Here is a 19,881-nt window from a genome sequence, read left to right as displayed (position 1 = left end):
TATCGGGTGCAAAATAATGTCTGATAATAATCAATGTGTCATCGTAGGTATCGCTGGCGCTTCGGCTTCAGGAAAAAGTCTGATTGCTAGTACTATTTATAATGAGTTGCGCGAAAAAGTAGGCGACCATCAAATTGGTGTTATCACGGAAGATTGCTACTACAGCGACCAAAGCCACTTGAGTATGGAAGAGCGTGTTAAAACAAACTACGACCACCCAAACGCACTAGATCATGACCTACTGTGTGAGCACTTGAAAGAGTTAATGAACGGCAACGCAGTTGAAGTTCCAGAATACAGCTACTCTGAGCACACACGTACTTCTGAAACGACTACACTTACTCCAAAGAAAGTGATCATTTTAGAAGGTATCCTACTGCTAACAGACCCACGTCTACGTGAACTGATGCACGCGAGTGTTTTCATGGATACACCACTAGACATCTGTCTACTACGTCGTGTTAAGCGTGATGTTGAAGAGCGTGGCCGTACGATGGAATCTGTACTGAAGCAATATCAAAAGACAGTGCGTCCTATGTTTATGCAGTTTATTGAGCCATCAAAGCAACATGCCGATATTATCGTTCCTCGTGGCGGCAAGAACCGTATCGCAATCGATGTTTTGAAAGCTCATATCGCTAAGCTGTTAAAGGCGTAGTCGGTACCATCTGACAAAAGTAAGAATTTAGTTATAAGTTCTTAACTTAGCTTTATTTTTTATCGAATAAGTGGCACTTTTGTAGTGCCACTTTCTTTTGGAATCTAAGCAAGGAATATGCGGATGAAGAAACTACTCATTTTCATAGCTATCCCAGTTGTTGTCGTTATCGCGGCGATTCTGGCGCTAGTACTGTTAGTCAATCCCAATCAATTTAAACCACTGATCGTTGAACAAGCCCAAAAACACACAGGCTTAGAGCTTGTGATTGAAGGGGATATCAGTTGGCAATTTTTCCCATCGATTGGTTTTGAATTAGGAAAGACAGAGCTGCGTAATCCGCAGGGCTTTACCCAACCTAACTTATTCAAAGTCGAAACTGTCGGCGTTGATATCTCCGTGATGCCTCTTTTTAGCAATCAACTAGAGATCGGTAATGTTACGCTGGATGGTGCTCAATTTTATTTAGAAACTCTAAAAGATGGCAGTAAGAATATTGATACGCTAACACAGGCTCAAACTACTGCTACGCCAGCAGAAGAGGCAACGACTCAACCAGAAGAAGCGTCCACTTCACCACAAGAAAGTGCGGCCTCAAACTGGACGATTAACCTCGCTGGTGTGACTGTATCGAATGCATTGTTCGAGATGGATGACAAACAAGCTGGTTCGTTTATCAAGCTATACGATGTGGCGTTTAACCTATCTGAATTCGCGGCTGATACGTGGACTACGGCTACTTTTTCGGCATCGGGTGAGAACAATCAGCAGAAGTTCTCTGCGCAAGGCCGTGCGGAATTAAAGCTTGCAAAAGGCTTCACAAGTTACGCACTGCGTAATATCGACTTGAATGCGACCTTCAGCGATCCGAGTACTCAAATCGAGTCGGCTAAGATTGGTCTAGATACGTTCGAGTTCGACAAAGTCAATAACTTAACATACAGCGTTGTAGGTAATGCTGCAGATATGACGCTTGATCTCAAAGGTGCAGGTGAACTGACGGTTGATAGCGCGATTTCAAAAGTCATTCTTAATAAGCTAACTTTGGATTCTACGCTTGAAGGTGATGCGCTTCCTCAATCGCCAATGAAAGTCGATATGCTCTCTGATCTTAGCTTCGACCTCACTAAGAGCCACTTGAGCTTTGTATTGAAAAAGCTTCAAGCGGACAGTATCGCACTCGACGGTAAGGCGGATGTGACGTTATCTGAAATTCCCAAGGTGCGCTTCTCTCTACATAGCCCTAACATCGATTTGGATGAATTCTTAGGCTTGGGGAGCGCTTCTGATTCGTCAGCCGCTTCACAGCCGGCTAAAGAAGCTGAATCTTCAGCGCCCACGGAAGAGGTTGAACCTGACCTCACGGCTTTGAAGACACTTGATGTTAAAGGCGATATTACGATTGATAAGTTTAAAGCCAACAATGCTCACATGCAGAACGTAAAAGCGGCATTTTCGGTTAACCGCGGTGTGGCGAAACTTGAGTCATTCACGTCTAATCTCTATGAAGGCTCAATCTCAGCGACAGCGACTCTGGATGCTCGTAAGTCACCTGCGTCATTTACAGCTAAGAAAGCAATCAAGGGCGTAAAGGTTCAACCATTGCTGATGGATGTTGCGGATAACGATATGCTCGAAGGTACTGGCAACATTAACGTAAATGTTTCTGGTAAGAGCCTAACTCCAACGGGTATCAAGCAGAATCTCGTGGGTACTATTGCTATCAACTTTGCCGATGGTGCCGTGAACGGTATTAACGTAGCACAACTGATTCGCGAAAATTACGCCAAGATCAAAGGCGAGAAGTATGATAAGGCTGAAGGTGTTCAAAAAACTGACTTCAGTGCGATGAAGGCGACACTAAAAGTCGACAAAGGTTGGGTATCGACTAATGATCTTTCAGCACAATCGCCTCTGCTACGTGTAACGGGTTCTGGTAAAGCTAATTTCATCAATGAGACTGTCGACTTCCTAGTTCGTACCTCAATTGTGGGCTCATTGGAAGGACAGGGTGGTAAGAGTATCGATGACCTTAAAGATGTGACTATTCCAATTAAGGTTACGGGTGCTTGGGCAGACCCTAAGTTTAGCTTAGTGTTCGATGATGTATTGAAACAGAAAGCACAGAAAGAGATCGATCGTGGTGTAGAGAAACTCACGGATAAGATCAAAGATGAGAAAACCAAGGAAGCGGTAGATGGATTGTTGAAAGGTCTGTTTAATTAATCTGCTTTAAGTCTGATACAAATGAAGCGCCACTCTTTAATGAAGAGTGGCGCTTTTTTATTTGAACGTCAAAAACAGAGGTTTTCTAAGACATCGCCTTTGTTATAGGAAGTAACACGGACAAAGCCGTCATCTTCCCGAGTCGAGGATTTCAGTTCGAAGGTTATTACCAATCGACGCCTTGTAGCGCTTTAACCCCTGATTCGAAAGCGTGTTTAACATTGCGCACCTCTGAAACAGTGTCTGCCATCTCAGTAAGTGTGCGGTGAGCGCCACGACCTGTAATGATCACTGATTGCATCTTCGGTCGATTGTTTAGTGCTTCAACAACTTCATCAAGTTGAATGTAACCGTAACTAACCATGTAGGTTAGCTCATCAAATAGAATCACATCCAATGACTCGTCAGCGAGCATGCGCTTACACTCTGTCCAAACACGTTGTGCTGCTTCAATATCTTTGGCTTTGTTTTGCGTTTCCCAAGTGAAGCCTGTGCCCATCACTTGAAATTCAACATCGAGCTTCTCAAGCACATTCTTTTCGCCGTTGTCCCATGTTCCTTTGACGAATTGAGCTACAGCACATTTCTTGCCGTGACCAACAGCACGAGTAATGGTACCAAAGCCAGAAGTTGACTTGCCTTTACCATTACCTGTAATGACAAGCAGTAGGCCTTTAACTTCCTGAGCAGCGGCAACACGAGCATCAACTTGTTCTTTCACTTTCTGTTGGCGGGCCTTATGGCGCTGTTCTTTGTTGTCTTCAGTCGACATAACTCTTCCTTATAATTTGTGATTAGCACTATCATAGCTTAAGTTAACACTATCAAAAACCATCGAAAGAACAGGTGATTAGGGATGAAAAAGATACTGGTAGTCTGTATGGGGAATATCTGTCGCTCACCAACAGGGGAAGCGATATTGCGTGCTAAAGCCAAGTCTATGGGGATCGAGGTTGAGGTAGACTCCGCTGGTACAATCGGTTTCCACCAAGGAAACCCACCAGATCCCCGTTCTAAAGCGGCTGGTGAGGCTAGGGGCTACAGCTTTAAAGGAATTCGTTCTCGTAAAGTGGTGGCACAAGACTTTGATGAGTTCGACCTAATTTTAGCTGCAGATAGAGCGAACTTAGCTGACTTAGAATCTCAATGTCTAGATCACTTACAGCATAAATTGGCTCTATTTCTAAGCTTTGGTGAATCGAGTTATGAGGAAATTCCTGATCCTTACTATGGAGAGGGAGATGGCTTCGAATTGGTGCTCGATTTAATTGAAGAGTCGAGTGAAGCGATATTGAAATCACTGTAAAAATTGGACATTCCAGTTTAGTAAGCCGATACAAAAATGCCGACGTTTATCGTCGGCATTTTCTATTCTTATCTATGTAAAGCCATTAGCTATTACTTAGACATAACCTTGTAGATAGGATCTTCTGCAACGTTAGCTTCAACTAAGCTACCGGCTTTGTGCAGCATAGCGACACAGTCTTGGCTCAGGTGACGTAGGTGCAGTGTTTTACCTTGTGCTGCGTAACGTTCGGCAATAGTATCGATCGCTTCGATTGCTGAGTGGTCAGTTACACGAGAGTTTGCGAAATCGACGATTACATCTTGTGGATCTTCTTTAGCATCAAATAGCTCAAGGAAGTTTGCTGTCGAGCCGAAGAAGATCGGGCCGTTAACTTTGTACTCTTTTGAGCCTTCTTCATTGATGCAAGTATCTGCGTAGATGTGTTTAGCGTGCTGCCAAGCGAACATTAGCGCAGATGCGATAACACCCACAAATACGGCGACTGCAAGGTCAGTCATTACAGTAACAACTGTTACTAGAACGATAACAAAGAAGTCTTGTTTTGGTACGCGGCGCGCAAGCTTGAACGTTGCCCATTCGAATGTACCGATAACAACCATGAACATTACGCCCACAAGTGCTGCTAGAGGAATCATTTCAATTAGCGACGATGCAAATAGAATGAACATCAATAGTGCAACCGCAGCAACGATACCTGATAGACGACCACGGCCACCAGAGTTTACGTTGATCATCGATTGACCAATCATCGCACAACCACCCATCGCGCCAAATACTGAACACGTTACGTTCGCCATGCCTTGACCTACACATTCACGGTTTGATTGGCCACGAGTGTTTGTCATTTCATCAAGCACAGTCAAAGTCAGTAGCGATTCAATCAAACCAATTGCCGCAAGAATGACTGCGTAAGGCAAGATGATGTAGAGCGTTTCTAGGTTAAATGGCACTGCTGGAATCGAGAATGTTGGTAGAGAGCCTGCAAGCGTTGCTGCATCGTCACCAGACATAGTACGTAGGAAGTCAACTACTGTACGAGTTTCTAGATCTAAACCAACCACTAGCGCTGTCACCGTCACAATAGCAACCAGTGAAGAAGGCACTGCAGTTGTAAACTTAGGCAGGAAGTGGATGATTGCCATAGTCAGTGCTACCAGACCAAGCATAAGTGTCATTTGGTCTGTTGGAAGCCAAGTGAGTGCGCCAGTGAGGTCTGGAGCTTTAAATTGACCAAGCTGAGCAAGGAAGATAACAATCGCCAAACCGTTCACAAAGCCGATCATTACTGGATGTGGAACGATTCGAATAAATTTACCAAGCTTAAAGATACCTGCTGCGATCTGCAGAAGGCCTGCTAGCATGATTGCGGCAAACAGGTATTGAACGCCGTGAGTCGCAACAAGACTAACCATTACAACGGCCATTGCGCCCGTTGCACCAGAGATCATACCTGGGCGACCGCCGAAGATAGATGTGATAAGGCCGACGATGAATGCTGCATATAGGCCGACCATTGGGTCAACACCAGCAACAAAGGCGAATGCAACGGCTTCAGGTACTAGAGCAAGTGCTACAGTAAGACCTGAAAGAACGTCATTCTTTACAGAGTGCTTTGAAAATTGTGGAAATTCGAACATGTGTGCTCAGCTATGCTTTAAATGGATTTACCGACACGAACATATTGCGGAGCTAAACAGGTGTAAGAAAGAGCGGCAATAGCTAAGTGTCGAAAAAGATAAGTGCGCGAATCCTACCCAAAAATGTGATTAAGTTCAAGGTTGAACCTAACTTTGAGTAATATATATGTTAATCGTTATTCCGTTGACGCATGTAAAAAAGGCTGCTTATGAAAGCAGCCTTTGAGTCTATTTACTCGAGAATTTACAACAGTAAATGCTTAGTAGTTTGGTTTCGTCATACCAGAACCTGCTTGGTTCGAAGCAACTTGACTGCCTGCACCTTTCGATACGTAACGTTCGCTACGGAATGGTGCTGCCACAACTTCAATCTCTTTGATCTCTTGAGGACCTGGAGCTTTCGTCATTGGCGAGCTAGCTTGTTTCTTCGCTTCTACTGAAGGTTTCTCTTCAGTCACAGGTGCAGCTTCAACTGGCTTAGCCGCAGCAATTGGAGCTTCAACAACTGGATCTTCAGTGACAGTCTCTTCAGTTTTTGCTTCAACCGTTTCTTCAACTTCAACTGATTCCTCAATTGCAGGCGTGTCTGCGACTGGTGCTTCTTCAGCAACGGGTGCTGCTGCAGGCGCCTCAGCTACAGATTTCTCAACAACAGGAGCTTCAACTGCGGGCTGTGCCACAGCTTCTTCAGCTTTCGCTTCTACAACAGCTTCAACCACAGGCTCTTCACGGCGGATAATTACTTTACCCATTGCCATTTCAGGACATGCAAAACCACCAGCAATCACAACATTGTTTTGAACAGCTTCTAGTTCAGTTGATTGTTGTGCTTGCGCTTCTGCTTTCGCAGCTTCAGGCTTAGCTTGTTTGTGGTGCGGCTTAGGCACGAAACGAGGCATCACTTTACCCATCGCCATCTCAGGAGAGGCTACACCACCTTTACGTAGACGGAATGGGTTAGGGCGACGATCACGACCGCGACGACGACGTTGACCACTTGCACGTAGGTGACGTGGAGAACGACGGTTACGACGTTGCTTCGGCTCTTCCTGTTCTGTTTGTTCAGCATTCGCTTGGTTAGCTTCTACTTGTTCCGCTACCTTTTGCTCTTGAGCAACAGACTTATCTTTAGCTGCAACCTGCTCTTTCGCAGAGTTGTTTTCTGCTTGAGCTTGCTGGTCTTTAACGCGGATCTGCTTGTTCAGTTTACGACGTTGACGACGCTCTTTAACTTTTGCAGCTTTCGCTTCAGACTTCTGCTTTTGACCTTCTGGTTTAGAAGTTTGAGCATCAGCTGCTAGCTGTTGACCTTGTTCTGCAACCTTAGATGGTACTTGCTCTTCGCGTTGTTGCTTCTGCTCGTCACGCTGCTTATTACGGCGATCTTGCTTCGGCTTACGGTTTTGACGAGGCTGCTGAGTGGCATTTTCTTTTTGCTCTTCAGGCTTCTCATCACGAGCTGGCTTACGACGGCGCTTGTTGTCGCGGTTTTCGTTACGGTCACCACGCTGGTTGCGACGACGATTGTCATTGCGATCGCGACGTTGACGGTTGCCATTGTTGCGATTGTTGCGATTGTTCTTAGGTTTCTCTTCTTGCTTCTCTTCCTGTTTCTCTTCTTGAGATGAAGATCCACCGAATAGGAAGCTGCCAATAGCTTTGAAGAAGCGGCTGATTAGGCCTGATTCTTGTGCTTTAGGCTCTTCTTTCTTCTCTTCTACTTTTGCAGCTGCCGCTTTTGGCGCTGGAGCTGGTGCAGATTGAGCTGGAGCAGCAAAACCTTTCAGTGCAGGTTCTTCAATCTTCTTAGGACGAATCGTCTGTTCTGCTGGTTCTTTGCTTTCTGCTTCTTTCAGAGCGTCTAGCTTCTTAGGCAGTAGGTAAGAAAGTAGATCGAACTCTTCACCTTCACGAACACGGATAACTTCGAAGTGCGGAGTTTCCATGTCAGAGTTAGGAACAACAGTGATCTTAACTTCTTGAGTACGCTCAATGTGGTTTACAGAGCGACGCTTCTCGTTCAGTAGGTAAGAAGCGATTGGCACTGGTACAACGGCAAGCACTTGTGCTGTGTTGTCTTTTAGCGCTTCCTCTTCGATTAAACGAAGAACAGAAAGTGCTAGAGATTCGTTATCACGTACAACACCAGTACCTGTACAGCGAGGACAGATGTGGTGGCTTGCTTCTGCTAGAGAAGGGCTTAGACGCTGACGAGACATCTCAAGAAGACCGAATCGAGAAATACGACCGATTTGAACACGTGCACGATCTAGACGAACTGCATCACGTAGACGGCTCTCTACTTCGCGTTGATGACGAACAGGCGTCATATCGATGAAGTCGATAACGACTAGACCACCTAGGTCACGTAGACGAAGTTGACGAGCAATTTCATCTGCAGCTTCTAGGTTGGTGTTCAGAGCGGTCTCTTCAATATCACCGCCTTTCGTTGCACGAGCAGAGTTGATATCGATAGAAGTTAGCGCTTCTGTTGGGTCGATAACGATTGAACCACCTGACGGAAGGCGAACTTCACGTTGGAAAGCAGATTCAATTTGGCTCTCGATCTGGTAGTGGCTAAATAGAGGAACTTCACCGTCGTACTTCTTAACGCGACTGATAAAGTCTGGGCGCACTAGTTGAATGTGCGCTTGTGCACGCTCAAAAATAGTGTTGCTGTCGATAAGAATTTCACCAATATCACGACGCAAGTAGTCGCGAATTGCACGAACAATTACGTTACTTTCTTGGTGGATAAGGAAAGGTGCTGCGTTTGAATCCGAAGCCTGCTTGATAGCAGCCCAGTGATTAAGTAGTACGTTTAAGTCCCACTCAAGCTCTTCTGCGCTTTTGCCAACGCCAGCAGTACGAACGATTAAACCCATGCCTTGAGGAAGCTCAAGCGTGCTTAAAGCGGCTTTTAGTTGAGTACGCTCGTCACCTTCGATACGGCGAGAGATACCGCCTGCACGAGGGTTGTTTGGCATAAGAACTAAGTAGCTACCCGCCAAAGAGATGAAAGTAGTCAGTGCAGCACCTTTGCTACCACGTTCTTCTTTCTCAACTTGTACGATAACTTCCTGGCCTTCCTTTAGCACTTCTTTGATGCTTGGACGACCTTGGTATGTGTAACCTTCAGGGAAGTATTCGCGGGCTATTTCTTTAAGAGGGAGGAAACCGTGACGTTCTGCGCCGTAGTCAACAAATGCCGCTTCTAGGCTTGGTTCAATACGAGTGATACGTCCTTTGTAGATATTCGCTTTTTTTGATTCGTGACCGGGACTTTCGATATCAAGATCGAAAAGTCGCTGGCCATCAACCAAAGCGACACGCAACTCTTCTTTTTGAGTTGCGTTAATTAACATTCTTTTCATTTAGAAATACTCATTGTCTTTTCTTATTTTCATCATTGTTCTTGTCGCTTGATTTCGTTTCTCATGGTGCCTGATCCCATGGCTTTATCGGTGCAGCCTCCCGGCTGGAAGGGATGCTCTTGGGGCACGTCAGTCATCATAGATAGTGAACTATGATCCGCGATGTGGCGGTGAATACTCAACATGAGCGTACGTGAGTAGAGCGACAAGGAACTCAGTTAACGGTGTCTTACGCCAATGCAGCACGGTTTTGACTGAGTCATCTACTCATTTACTTGCTGGTGAATGGTTGATTGTTTAAATAGTAACCAAACCATAGATAGCAGCTGTGAACTATAGCAGTGGTCGCTAATCACAGCAATCTGCTTTATCAGAATGCGCGAAAAAAAACGGTTTTTGTTTGGGTTTTGATAGCTCTAACTCACTGTCTATCAATAATTTATCAAATGATATTTAATTTTGCGGCAATCTTGGTCGTTTTTTGTTCGAAGAATCAAACAAATATAGAAGTTTCGCTCCTCCTTTTAGGTATAATCGCGCCGAAAAATGCAATTAACTCTCAATTATCAAATTTGACAGTGATACACTAACCGCATGAGCGAAATTAGAACCAAAGTCCAATTTATCGACATCGATGAAGATATGGCTGGTCAACGTATTGATAACTTCTTACGTAACCAATTAAAAAACATCCCGAAAAGTATGATTTATCGAATCGTACGTAAGGGCGAAGTGCGTGTGAACAAAAAGCGCATCAAAGCCGAATACAAGTTGAAAGCCGGTGACCTCGTGCGTATTCCACCTGTGACCGTGGAAGAGAAAGTTGAAGAGAACGTACCAAGCACTAAGTTGAATAAGGTGTCCGAGCTAGAGCATTGCATCATTTATGAAGATGATCACATGCTTATCTTGAATAAGCCTTCAGGTACAGCCGTGCACGGTGGTAGTGGCCTTAAGTTCGGCGCGATTGAAGCTCTACGCGCATTGCGACCAGAAGCGCGCTTCTTGGAGTTAGTGCACCGAATTGATAGAGATACTTCCGGCATCCTTTTGGTCGCAAAAAAGCGTTCGGCGCTGCGCCACTTGCAAGCTCAGTTCCGAGAAAAGACAGTCCAGAAGTATTATTTCGCTCTTGTTATGGGTGAATGGAAAAACAGCTGCAAAGTGGTGAATGCACCGCTGCTTAAAAATGAAGTCAACAGTATTGTTCGAGTCAACCCAAACGGTAAGGCTTCTGAAACCCGCTTCAAGGTGCTCGAGAAGTTCAAAGATGCGACCTTGATTCAAGCAAGCCCGATTACTGGTCGTACTCACCAAATCCGCGTGCACACACAGTACACAGGTCACCCGATTGCATGGGATGATCGCTATGGCGATCGCCGTTTTGATGCTTACACCAGTAAAGTTGGTTTAGACCGTCTGTTCCTGCATGCCGCGAATATCAAGTTCACACACCCAGGCAGTGAAGAGAAGATGGATATCTCGGCTCCAATGGAAGCTAAGCTAGAGAAGGCAATCGCAGGTCTGCGTAAGCTTTAATTCTTTAAGATACGAGATACGAGATACGAGATACGAAGGTATAGAGTGTTCCCTCAATTTGTTCTTCAGTATCCATAAACGAGAAAGGTTGACGAATTTCGTCAACCTTTTTTGTTTGTGCTCGTTATCAGAGGCCCCCAAACTCGCTCGTCCCTCACTTTTGGGGATGACGAACTTTGGTTTTTAGTGATAGACCTAGCCATTCCCTAGACTGACGAAGGAAGGAGTAGGGAATCTCTATGAGGTGATCGAGACCAACCTAAAGCACATCCAAACCTTGCGCTTCCAACATATCAATCAGGTCGATAAGCGGTAGTCCAATCAGCGTATTCGGGTCTTTACCTTCAAGGCGTTCAAAGAGAGCAATACCCAGTCCTTCACTCTTAAAACTGCCTGCACAATAGAGAGGCTGCTCTTTGTCGACATAGCTTTCGATTTGTGTCCTGGTTAAGTCGCGAAAATGAACCACGAAGGTGTCGAGACGTGTGTCAGCTTTTTGAGTAACAGAGTTCCAAACGGACAGGCCGGTGTAAAAGGTAATGCTTTTGCTGCTTTGACGTGATAACTGTTCAATGGCTTTTTCGCGGGTGTGTGGTTTACCGATGATTTCCCCATCAATCACACACACTTGGTCTGAACCTATGATTAAGCTTGGTGAGGTTACCTGACAAGACTTGGCTTTCTCTTCTGCTAAACGCATGACCAGTTGCTGCGGCGACTCTCCGGTAATTGGTGTTTCGTCGCAGTCAGGCTTAGCAGTCACAAAGTCTAAATGCAGTTTTTTAAGGATCTCTTGCCTAAATGGTGAAGTAGAGGCCAAAACTAGTTGGTAATTTTTCATTTTAATTTACAATTCATAGAAGCATTTAATGCAGGATATAGTAACTTATCTTGATATTCATAATGCTCTGTATGGGAAAGGGAAAAAAGTGTACTTTTTTTGCCATTTCCTTTGACTAAACTCGATTTGGAAGATAATATTCGCGCCCTATGCAAAAGGTAAAAATACCGCGTACAGTTGATCCGGCTAGAACCGCTCAAAAACGACTTGATTTAGATGGCATCATCCAAACTAGTCTTTTCAAGCGCTTAAGCGAAGCAACTGAAGGCGTAAAACGTGACGCGCAAGTCTCATTGTCATTTGGGCTTGATGAACAACGATTAGTCGTTATCTCTGGTAAAGCTAACGTCGAAGTCGATTTAGAGTGTCAACGTTGTAATGAGGTTTTCGCACATGAGTGCGATGTCGAATTCACTTATACTCCTTACTACAATGAGAAAAGTGAAGAAGAAGCACCGGAAGAGTACGATTTGGTAGATCTGAACGAGTACGGTGAATTAGACCTGATTCAATTAGTTGAAGACGAGTTCATCCTTGGATTGCCTCAAGTAGCAATGCACGACGAAGCGGACTGTAGCGTTAACTCAAATAACTTGGTGTTTGGTGAACTTCCTGAAGAAATTGAGGAAGACAAGAAGCCGAATCCATTTGATGTTTTAAAAAGCTTAAAGAAGTAACTGCTTCTTTAAGAATTTACATAGGAGTAGGGTCAATGGCCGTACAAAAGAGCAAGAAATCACGTTCAATGCGTGGCATGCGTCGTTCACACGATGCGCTAACTACAGCTGCACTTTCTGTAGACGCAACTTCAGGTGAAACTCACCTACGTCACAACGTGACTGCGGAAGGTTACTACCGCGGCAAAAAGGTTATCAACAAGTAAGGTTGACCTTTTGCAAAATATAACCGTTGCGCTTGATGCAATGGGCGGGGATTTCGGTCCTCGTGTAACAGTGCCTGCCGCCGTGCAGGCACTGTCGTATTTCCCAGAGCTAAAAGTCATTCTCATAGGTGATCGAAATGCGATCACATCTCAACTATCCTCATTAGGTCGACAGCCTGATTCTCGTTTGAGTATTCAGCACTGTGACCGAGTTATTTCAAACTCAGAAAAGCCTTCTCTTGCCTTACGAAACAGTCAGGGCAGCTCTATGCGTGAAGCAATCGATCTGGTTGCGGAATCTCAAGCAGACGCATGTGTCAGCGGTGGAAATACCGGTGCATTAATGGCTTTGTCTCGTTTTCGTTTGAAACTTCTTCCCGTCATTGATAGACCAGCTCTCGTCTCAGCGTTGCCAACAGCATCCGGTGGTCGAACGTGGATGCTGGACCTAGGTGCCAATGTATCCAGTGATGCAGACTCTCTTTTTCAATTTGCTGTTATGGGAAGCGCACTTGCAGAACAACATTTAAACCGCCCACCACGTGTCGCGATTTTGAATATCGGCGCAGAAGAAATAAAAGGCAATGACCTTGTAAAACGATGCGCGGAAATGTTGTCCAACACCCAGTCTGTGAACTTCATCGGCTATATTGAAGGAAATCAATTGCTGCAAGATGCAGCAGATGTGGTTGTTTGTGATGGTTTTGTAGGCAATGTGTGCCTAAAAACGTGCGAAGGCACTGCACAACTCTTTATTGATAAGCTAAAAACGCGCATCATGGCGTCAACAATAAAGGGTTGGATCGCCAGAATATTGTTTTCTGAGCTATTTACTGAATTAAAAACCTTGAACCCCGACCAGTATAACGGCGCAAGTTTGTTAGGATTGCGCGGCATTGTCATTAAAAGTCATGGAAGTGCTGATGTAACTGCGGTTGTCAACGCGATTGGCGAGGCAGTACACGAGGTCAAACGACAAGTCCCTAGCCGCATTAGCGATCGTTTGGAAGCGGTTTTACTCGAGAGGCATTATTAGTCTTCATGTATAGCAAAATATTAGGTACTGGCAGCTACTTGCCATCTCAGGTGCGTACTAACGCAGATCTAGAGAAAATGGTAGAGACTAGCGATGAGTGGATTGTTGCTAGAACAGGAATTAAAGAGCGTCGTATTGCTGCAGAAAATGAAACTGTAGCGGATATGGCGTTTTACGCTGCTGAAAACGCAATTGATATGGCGGGTATCGATAAGCATGATATCGACTTGATCATTGTTGCAACGACGAGCAGTAGCCATACGTTCCCTTCTTCTGCATGTCAGGTACAAGGTAAGCTCGGTATTAAAGGTTGCCCATCGTTCGACTTAGCGGCGGCATGTTCTGGTTTTGTTTACGCACTATCAGTGGCTGACCAACACATCAAATCAGGCATGTGTAAGAACGTTTTGGTTATCGGTGCTGATGCACTGTCTAAAACTTGTGACCCAACTGATCGTTCTACTATCATCCTATTTGGTGATGGTGCAGGTGCGGTTGTTGTGGGCGCGAGTGAAGAGCCAGGTATTTTGTCTACTCACATTTACTCTGACGGTAAATACGGTGAACTACTTAGCCTTGAAGTTCCAGAGCGCGGCGGCGACGCTGACAAATGGCTTCACATGGCAGGCAACGAAGTTTTCAAGGTGGCAGTGACTCAGCTTTCTAAGCTAGTAAAAGACACACTGGCCGCTAACAACATGGATAAGTCGGAACTAGATTGGTTGGTACCACACCAAGCTAACTACCGCATTATCTCTGCAACGGCTAAAAAGCTAACCATGTCACTTGATCAGGTGGTGATTACACTTGATAAGCACGGCAACACGTCGGCAGCAACGGTTCCGACTGCGTTAGACGAAGCGGTTCGTGATGGACGAATTAAACGTGGTCAAACTCTTCTTCTTGAAGCGTTTGGTGGCGGTTTCACTTGGGGCTCAGCACTGGTCAAGTTCTAACCCTAAGTCGATAGAACAATCAAGGCACATAATTATGTGCCTTATTCAATTTTTTGCATTGCTTAAAGGATAATCACAATGAGCAAGTTTGCTATCGTATTCCCAGGCCAAGGCTCTCAAGCTGTTGGTATGCTTGCTGAACTAGGCGAGCAGTATGATGTTGTAAAACAAACATTCGCTGAAGCTTCTGAAGCGCTTGGTTACGACCTATGGGCCCTAGTTCAAGAAGGTCCAGTAGAAAACTTAAACGAAACTTTCCGTACTCAACCAGCTCTACTTGCAGCATCTGTTGCTATCTGGCGTGTATGGCAAGAGCTTGGCCTAGAGCAGCCTGCAAACCTAGCAGGCCACAGCCTAGGTGAGTACTCTGCATTAGTATGTGCTGGTGTTATCGACTTTAAAGAAGCGATTAAGCTAGTTGAACTACGTGGTCAATTGATGCAAGAAGCGGTTCCTGCCGGCGTTGGTGCAATGTACGCAATCATTGGTCTAGATGACGAATCAATCGCTAAAGCGTGTGAAGAAGCGGCGCAAGATGAAGTGGTATCCCCAGTGAACTTCAACTCTCCAGGCCAAGTTGTTATCGCGGGTAATAAAGCAGCGGTAGAGCGTGCTGGTGCACTATGTAAAGAAGCGGGCGCTAAGCGTGCACTTCCTCTACCAGTATCTGTACCGTCTCACTGTGCACTAATGAAGCCAGCTGCTGAGAAGCTAGCAGTTGCTCTGGACGCACTAGAGTTCAACGCGCCAGCACTGCCTGTAATCAACAACGTTGATGTGGCTGCTGAAACAGACCCTGCGAAGATTAAAGATGCGCTTGTTCGTCAACTTTACAGCCCAGTACGTTGGACTGAGGGTGTTCAGGCTATGAATGAGCAAGGTGTAGAAAAACTACTAGAATTAGGCCCAGGTAAAGTACTAACAGGTCTAACTAAGCGTATTGTTAAAACAATGACAGCTGCTGCAGTAAACGATGCTGCATCACTAGAAGCTGCTAAATAACGACATAAAGAGAAGTTATGATGAATTTAGAAGGCAAAGTTGCACTAGTTACAGGTGCAAGCCGTGGTATCGGTCGTGCTATCGCTGAACTTTTAGTTGAGCGCGGTGCTAAAGTTATCGGTACTGCAACGTCAGAAAACGGTGCTGCTGCGATCAGCGAGTATCTTGGTGAGAACGGTAAAGGTCTTGCTCTGAACGTAACAGATGTTGATTCTATAGCTGCAACACTAAAAACGATCAACGATGAGTTTGGTGCGATTGATATCCTAGTGAACAATGCTGGTATCACACGCGATAACCTACTTATGCGTATGAAAGATGACGAGTGGAACGATATCATCGATACTAACCTAACACCTATCTACCGTATGTCTAAAGCTGTACTGCGTGGCATGATGAAGAAGCGTGAAGGCCGTATCATCAACGTAGGTTCTGTTGTGGGTACTATGGGTAACGCTGGCCAAGCAAACTACGCTGCAGCTAAAGCTGGTGTTATCGGTTTCACTAAGTCTATGGCACGTGAAGTAGCTTCTCGTGGTGTGACAGTGAACACAGTTGCACCTGGTTTTATTGAAACAGACATGACAAAAGCGCTAAATGATGACCAACGTGCAGCAACTTTGGCGAATGTACCAGCAGGTCGTCTAGGTGACCCTCGCGAAATCGCTGAAGCTGTGGTATTTTTGGCGTCACCTGCGGCAGCTTATATCACAGGTGAAACACTTCACGTCAATGGCGGTATGTACATGGTGTAAATTGTGTGCAACATTTGTGCATGATTTAAGTCAAAATCATACGTAATTTCGGTTAAAATCGCTAAAATTGTGGTTTGACCAGAAAAGTTGGCCTTGCAACTTTTAATAGATTGAATAAACTACGGAAAACATCGCATAAAGCGAACTCTGTAAAGGAAAAGAAAAAATGAGCAACCTCGAAGAACGCGTAAAGAAAATCATTGTTGAACAACTAGGTGTAGACGAAGCAGAAGTTAAAAACGAAGCTTCTTTCGTTGATGACCTAGGTGCTGATTCTCTGGACACAGTTGAGCTAGTAATGGCTCTAGAAGAAGAATTCGACACTGAAATCCCAGATGAAGAAGCTGAGAAAATTACTACTGTTCAAGCTGCTATCGATTACGTAACTAGCGCTCAGTAATAATCTCTCCCAGGCGGTCACCTCGACCGCCTGTGTTTTATCTAACTCATCTATCCTCATCCTAAATCATTTCAATCCCCGGAGTGTAAAATCGTGTCCAAGCGTCGTGTAGTTGTCACTGGCATGGGTATGTTGTCACCGGTAGGCAACACTGTAGAATCTTCTTGGAAAGCCCTGCTAGCTGGTCAAAGTGGTATCGTGAATATCGAGCACTTTGATGCAACCAATTTCTCAACTCGTTTTGCAGGTCTAGTTAAAGACTTTAACTGCGAAGAGTACATGTCTAAAAAAGATGCTCGTAAAATGGATCTATTCATCCAATACGGCGTCGCAGCAGGTGTTCAGGCACTTGATGATTCTGGTCTAACCGTAACTGATGAGAACGCACCACGTATCGGTGTGGCTATCGGTTCTGGTATCGGCGGCCTTGGTTTGATCGAAGCTGGTCACCAAGCGCTTACTGAAAAAGGCCCTCGTAAAATTAGCCCATTCTTTGTTCCGTCAACAATTGTGAACATGATTGCTGGTCACATGTCTATCATGCGTGGTCTACGCGGTCCTAACATCGCTATTTCTACCGCATGTACGACCGGCCTACACAACATCGGTCACGCGGCTCGTATGATTGCATACGGTGATGCTGATGCGATGCTAGCGGGTGGTGCTGAGAAAGCATCGACACCGCTAGGTATGGGTGGTTTCGGTGCCGCTAAAGCACTATCAACACGCAACGACGAGCCTCAGAAAGCTTCTCGCCCATGGGACAAAGGCCGTGATGGTTTCGTTCTTGGCGATGGTGCTGGCATGATGGTTCTTGAAGAGTATGAGCACGCTAAATCTCGTGGCGCTAAGATCTACTGTGAGCTCGTTGGCTTCGGTATGTCGGGTGACGCTTACCACATGACTTCACCAAGTGAAGATGGTTCAGGTGGCGCACTAGCGATGGAAGCGGCGATGCGTGATGCTGGCATTACTGGTGAACAAATTGGTTATGTCAATGCGCACGGTACATCGACTCCAGCTGGTGACGTAGCAGAGATCAAAGGCATCAAGCGTGCACTTGGCGAAGCTGGTTACAAGCAAGTACTGGTTTCTTCGACTAAGTCGATGACTGGTCACTTACTCGGTGCTGCGGGTTCTGCTGAAGCTATCATTACAGCAATGTCTCTGGTTGACCAAGTTGTTCCACCAACAATCAACCTAGACGATCCTGAAGAGGGTCTAGACATTGATCTGGTTCCACACACAGCGCGTGAAGTTAGCGGCATGGAATATGCTGCGTGTAACTCATTCGGCTTTGGTGGTACAAACGGCTGTTTGATCTTCAAAAAGATTTAATCATCTTATAAAAGACTCAAACATCGTAGATAGTCAGTAATTAGACTTGTTTTTAAACGGCTTGATGCTTAGCATTGAGCCGTTTCTTTTTTGGAGAAAAGCATGTTTTGGGTTGATGGAGAAAGCCAGCAAACGGTCGCCTTAACCGATCGTTCGTTTCAGTATGGCGATGGTTGTTTTACCACGATGCTGACACTCGATGGTGAAATTCAATATTACAGTGATCACCAACAGCGAGTAGATGCTTGCCTCGTTGCTTTGCGTATTACGCCTCTCGATTGGGAGCAAGTCAACTTATGGTTGGAGAAAGCGCTTTGCTCTATGCCTGAAAAAGGGCTAGGAGGCGTCAAGCTGCATGTGAGTCGTGGTTCCGGTGGTCGAGGTTACAGCCCATCCGGTGCGTGTTCACCTGTCGTGACTATTAGCACGTTCGCTTATCCAGCGCATTACCATCAATGGCAGCAATCTGGCGTTAGACTTGGTGTTTGTGAGCAAAAACTGGGGCTATCTCCATTCTTAGCGGGCCACAAACATAACAATCGCCTTGAACAGATTCTCATGAAAGCAGAGTTAGATGAATTAGGCTTGATTGATGGTATTGCATTAGATATCAATGATCAGGTGGTTGAAACTACCATGGCAAACCTGTTTTGGCGTAAAGGTTCAACGCTTTACACTCCTGAGCTGAATGCGAGCGGTGTTGCTGGGGTGATGCGTAAACAGGTATTGCATGAATTAGGAAAACAAACAGAGGTCGTCGTCGGCGGCTTCGATCTAAAACACCTGCTCTCTAGCGATGAGGTCTTTATGACTAACTCGCTCCTTGGTGTTGCGCCTGTTACCAAGATTAAAGAAACACAATTCGAAATTGGACATGTCACACGTACCCTTCAAGGACTATTAAACTCGTGATTAAGAAGTTATCTATTTTTGTCGTCTTATGCCTGGTGATCGCAGCATCAGCAGCATTCTATATTTACAATCAAGCTGAAGCGCACCTAAAACAAGTGATTCAGCTCGAAGAGCCACTGGTGATCACTGTCGCTCCTGGTGCGAGTTTTCATCGGGTATTGAATCAACTGGTTGATGAAGGTTTGTTTACGGCGTCGCCATACAGCAAACTAATTCGTAAGCTTCATCCCGAATTGGTCGATGTGAAAGCGGGTACTTTCTTGCTTGAGCCGGAACTAACACTTAACCAAGCGCTTCAAGTATTGGTTGAAGGTAAAGAGCATCAGTTTACGATAACGTTTGTTGAAGGTAGCCGCTTTGATGAGTGGCGTCAGCAGTTAGAACAGAACGAATTTATTGAGCAGACACTACAAGGCGTCTCTGAAGAAGAGATCGCAGAGCTGCTGGGCATAGAGCATAAGAAGCTCGAAGGCTTGTTCCTCGCTGAAACTTATCACTACACTTATGGCACTAGCGATTTAGACTTATTGAAACGTGCTCATAAAGATCTCATGGATGTGGTGAATCAAGAGTGGGAGAGTCGCGCCGATAAGCTACCTCTAAAATCACCTTACGAAGCGCTTATCCTTGCGTCTATCATCGAAAAAGAGACCGCCGTTGCTTCTGAGCGTGAACGTGTTTCATCGGTATTTGTCAATCGCCTAAATAAGCGTATGCGTCTACAAACTGACCCAACGGTTATCTACGGAATGGGTGACAGCTATGATGGCAACATTCGTAAGAAAGATTTAAGAACGCCAACACCATACAACACTTACACAATCAATGGTCTACCACCTACGCCGATTGCAATGGCTGGTAGAGCGTCGATCAATGCAGCTTTGAATCCAGAGCAGAGTAATTACCTTTACTTTGTGGCAAGCGGCACAGGTGGTCACGTATTTTCAAAGAGTTTGGCTGAGCACAACCGTGCAGTACGAGCTTACTTAAAGCAATTAAGAAAGAACAAATAAAG

Annotated in this window: 18 protein-coding genes; 14 read left to right on the top strand and 4 right to left on the bottom strand. The window is 45.3% G+C overall.

The window, feature by feature from the left end; translation table 11 throughout:
- Window positions 1-16: 16 nt before the first annotated feature.
- Complete coding sequence (gene udk / locus vsple_RS09185; RefSeq protein ID WP_255230360.1) at window positions 17-658, top strand: uridine kinase; 642 nt, start codon at window positions 17-19, stop codon at window positions 656-658.
- A 123-nt stretch (window positions 659-781) separates the two neighbouring features.
- On the top strand, window positions 782-2,884 hold the full coding sequence (locus vsple_RS09180; RefSeq protein ID WP_261881826.1) for an AsmA family protein: 2,103 nt from the start codon (window positions 782-784) through the stop codon (window positions 2,882-2,884).
- 166 nt (window positions 2,885-3,050) lie between these two features.
- Here the strand turns inward: vsple_RS09180 and cobO are convergent, their stop codons facing one another.
- The gene (cobO, locus tag vsple_RS09175) at window positions 3,051-3,656 is read right to left on the bottom strand and encodes a cob(I)yrinic acid a,c-diamide adenosyltransferase (RefSeq protein ID WP_261881825.1); all 606 of its coding nucleotides are present in this window, start codon (window positions 3,654-3,656) and stop codon (window positions 3,051-3,053) included.
- A gap of 84 nt (window positions 3,657-3,740) precedes the next feature.
- Between cobO and vsple_RS09170 the strand changes: the two genes are divergently transcribed.
- Window positions 3,741-4,190 carry a low molecular weight protein-tyrosine-phosphatase gene (locus tag vsple_RS09170; RefSeq protein ID WP_261881824.1) on the top strand — a complete coding sequence of 150 codons (450 nt, stop codon included), beginning with the start codon at window positions 3,741-3,743 and terminating at the stop codon, window positions 4,188-4,190.
- A gap of 92 nt (window positions 4,191-4,282) precedes the next feature.
- Here vsple_RS09170 and vsple_RS09165 read toward each other — a convergent pair whose 3' ends face one another.
- The gene (locus vsple_RS09165; protein WP_261881823.1) at window positions 4,283-5,830 is read right to left on the bottom strand and encodes a SulP family inorganic anion transporter; all 1,548 of its coding nucleotides are present in this window, start codon (window positions 5,828-5,830) and stop codon (window positions 4,283-4,285) included.
- A 260-nt stretch (window positions 5,831-6,090) separates the two neighbouring features.
- Window positions 6,091-9,204: a ribonuclease E gene (gene rne / locus vsple_RS09160; protein WP_261881822.1), complete on the bottom strand. Its 3,114-nt coding sequence runs from the start codon at window positions 9,202-9,204 to the stop codon at window positions 6,091-6,093.
- 594 nt (window positions 9,205-9,798) lie between these two features.
- On the opposite strand from rne, the gene rluC reads away from it, so the two are divergent.
- Entirely contained in the window at window positions 9,799-10,743 is a 945-nt protein-coding gene (rluC, locus tag vsple_RS09155) for a 23S rRNA pseudouridine(955/2504/2580) synthase RluC (protein ID WP_261881821.1), read from the top strand.
- A 259-nt stretch (window positions 10,744-11,002) separates the two neighbouring features.
- Here rluC and vsple_RS09150 read toward each other — a convergent pair whose 3' ends face one another.
- Window positions 11,003-11,584: a Maf family protein gene (locus tag vsple_RS09150; RefSeq protein WP_261881820.1), complete on the bottom strand. Its 582-nt coding sequence runs from the start codon at window positions 11,582-11,584 to the stop codon at window positions 11,003-11,005.
- Window positions 11,585-11,733: 149 nt separating this feature from the next.
- Between vsple_RS09150 and yceD the strand changes: the two genes are divergently transcribed.
- The 10 genes from yceD (at window position 11,734) to mltG (ending at window position 19,879) form a co-directional block, all read left to right on the top strand.
- Window positions 11,734-12,261, top strand: a complete 528-nt coding sequence (gene yceD / locus vsple_RS09145) for a 23S rRNA accumulation protein YceD (RefSeq protein WP_239841480.1) — start codon at window positions 11,734-11,736, stop codon at window positions 12,259-12,261.
- A 35-nt stretch (window positions 12,262-12,296) separates the two neighbouring features.
- Window positions 12,297-12,467, top strand: a complete 171-nt coding sequence (rpmF, locus tag vsple_RS09140) for a 50S ribosomal protein L32 (protein WP_004414666.1) — start codon at window positions 12,297-12,299, stop codon at window positions 12,465-12,467.
- 10 nt (window positions 12,468-12,477) lie between these two features.
- The gene (gene plsX, locus vsple_RS09135) at window positions 12,478-13,503 is read left to right on the top strand and encodes a phosphate acyltransferase PlsX (RefSeq protein ID WP_261881819.1); all 1,026 of its coding nucleotides are present in this window, start codon (window positions 12,478-12,480) and stop codon (window positions 13,501-13,503) included.
- Between the two features lie 5 nt (window positions 13,504-13,508).
- Window positions 13,509-14,459 (top strand): beta-ketoacyl-ACP synthase III, encoded by a 951-nt coding sequence (locus vsple_RS09130; protein ID WP_261881818.1) that lies wholly within the window; start codon window positions 13,509-13,511, stop codon window positions 14,457-14,459.
- 78 nt (window positions 14,460-14,537) lie between these two features.
- Window positions 14,538-15,461 (top strand): ACP S-malonyltransferase, encoded by a 924-nt coding sequence (fabD, locus tag vsple_RS09125; protein WP_261881817.1) that lies wholly within the window; start codon window positions 14,538-14,540, stop codon window positions 15,459-15,461.
- Between the two features lie 20 nt (window positions 15,462-15,481).
- On the top strand, window positions 15,482-16,216 hold the full coding sequence (gene fabG / locus vsple_RS09120; RefSeq protein WP_172974268.1) for a 3-oxoacyl-ACP reductase FabG: 735 nt from the start codon (window positions 15,482-15,484) through the stop codon (window positions 16,214-16,216).
- A gap of 166 nt (window positions 16,217-16,382) precedes the next feature.
- A complete protein-coding gene (acpP, locus tag vsple_RS09115; RefSeq protein WP_004737381.1) occupies window positions 16,383-16,616 on the top strand; it encodes an acyl carrier protein in 234 nt (77 codons plus the stop codon).
- Between the two features lie 93 nt (window positions 16,617-16,709).
- Window positions 16,710-17,954 carry a beta-ketoacyl-ACP synthase II gene (gene fabF / locus vsple_RS09110; protein ID WP_261881816.1) on the top strand — a complete coding sequence of 415 codons (1,245 nt, stop codon included), beginning with the start codon at window positions 16,710-16,712 and terminating at the stop codon, window positions 17,952-17,954.
- A 102-nt stretch (window positions 17,955-18,056) separates the two neighbouring features.
- The gene (gene pabC / locus vsple_RS09105) at window positions 18,057-18,866 is read left to right on the top strand and encodes an aminodeoxychorismate lyase (RefSeq protein ID WP_261881815.1); all 810 of its coding nucleotides are present in this window, start codon (window positions 18,057-18,059) and stop codon (window positions 18,864-18,866) included.
- Window positions 18,863-19,879: an endolytic transglycosylase MltG gene (mltG, locus tag vsple_RS09100; RefSeq protein WP_261881814.1), complete on the top strand. Its 1,017-nt coding sequence runs from the start codon at window positions 18,863-18,865 to the stop codon at window positions 19,877-19,879. The genes pabC and mltG overlap by 4 nt, the downstream gene beginning before the upstream one ends.
- The last annotated feature ends 2 nt before the right edge of the window (window positions 19,880-19,881 follow it).

Origin of the sequence: Vibrio pelagius (assembly GCF_024347575.1) — a bacterium.
GTDB classification, from domain to species: Bacteria; Pseudomonadota; Gammaproteobacteria; order Enterobacterales; family Vibrionaceae; genus Vibrio; species Vibrio pelagius.
Note: the sequence above shows the minus strand (reverse complement) of the source record. Positions and strands in the feature narration are given on the sequence as shown.

Bases quoted from the DNA above. Each gene is read 5' to 3' on its own strand.
- udk (WP_255230360.1), top strand. From the start codon at position 17: ATGTCTGATAATAATCAATGTGTCATCGTAGGTATCGCTGGCGCTTCG.
- vsple_RS09180 (WP_261881826.1), top strand. From the start codon at position 782: ATGAAGAAACTACTCATTTTCATAGCTATCCCAGTTGTTGTCGTTATC.
- cobO (WP_261881825.1), bottom strand. From the start codon at position 3,656: ATGTCGACTGAAGACAACAAAGAACAGCGCCATAAGGCCCGCCAACAG.
- vsple_RS09170 (WP_261881824.1), top strand. From the start codon at position 3,741: ATGAAAAAGATACTGGTAGTCTGTATGGGGAATATCTGTCGCTCACCA.
- vsple_RS09165 (WP_261881823.1), bottom strand. From the start codon at position 5,830: ATGTTCGAATTTCCACAATTTTCAAAGCACTCTGTAAAGAATGACGTT.
- rne (WP_261881822.1), bottom strand. From the start codon at position 9,204: ATGAAAAGAATGTTAATTAACGCAACTCAAAAAGAAGAGTTGCGTGTC.
- rluC (WP_261881821.1), top strand. From the start codon at position 9,799: ATGAGCGAAATTAGAACCAAAGTCCAATTTATCGACATCGATGAAGAT.
- vsple_RS09150 (WP_261881820.1), bottom strand. From the start codon at position 11,584: ATGAAAAATTACCAACTAGTTTTGGCCTCTACTTCACCATTTAGGCAA.
- yceD (WP_239841480.1), top strand. From the start codon at position 11,734: ATGCAAAAGGTAAAAATACCGCGTACAGTTGATCCGGCTAGAACCGCT.
- rpmF (WP_004414666.1), top strand. From the start codon at position 12,297: ATGGCCGTACAAAAGAGCAAGAAATCACGTTCAATGCGTGGCATGCGT.
- vsple_RS09130 (WP_261881818.1), top strand. From the start codon at position 13,509: ATGTATAGCAAAATATTAGGTACTGGCAGCTACTTGCCATCTCAGGTG.
- fabD (WP_261881817.1), top strand. From the start codon at position 14,538: ATGAGCAAGTTTGCTATCGTATTCCCAGGCCAAGGCTCTCAAGCTGTT.
- fabG (WP_172974268.1), top strand. From the start codon at position 15,482: ATGAATTTAGAAGGCAAAGTTGCACTAGTTACAGGTGCAAGCCGTGGT.
- acpP (WP_004737381.1), top strand. From the start codon at position 16,383: ATGAGCAACCTCGAAGAACGCGTAAAGAAAATCATTGTTGAACAACTA.
- pabC (WP_261881815.1), top strand. From the start codon at position 18,057: ATGTTTTGGGTTGATGGAGAAAGCCAGCAAACGGTCGCCTTAACCGAT.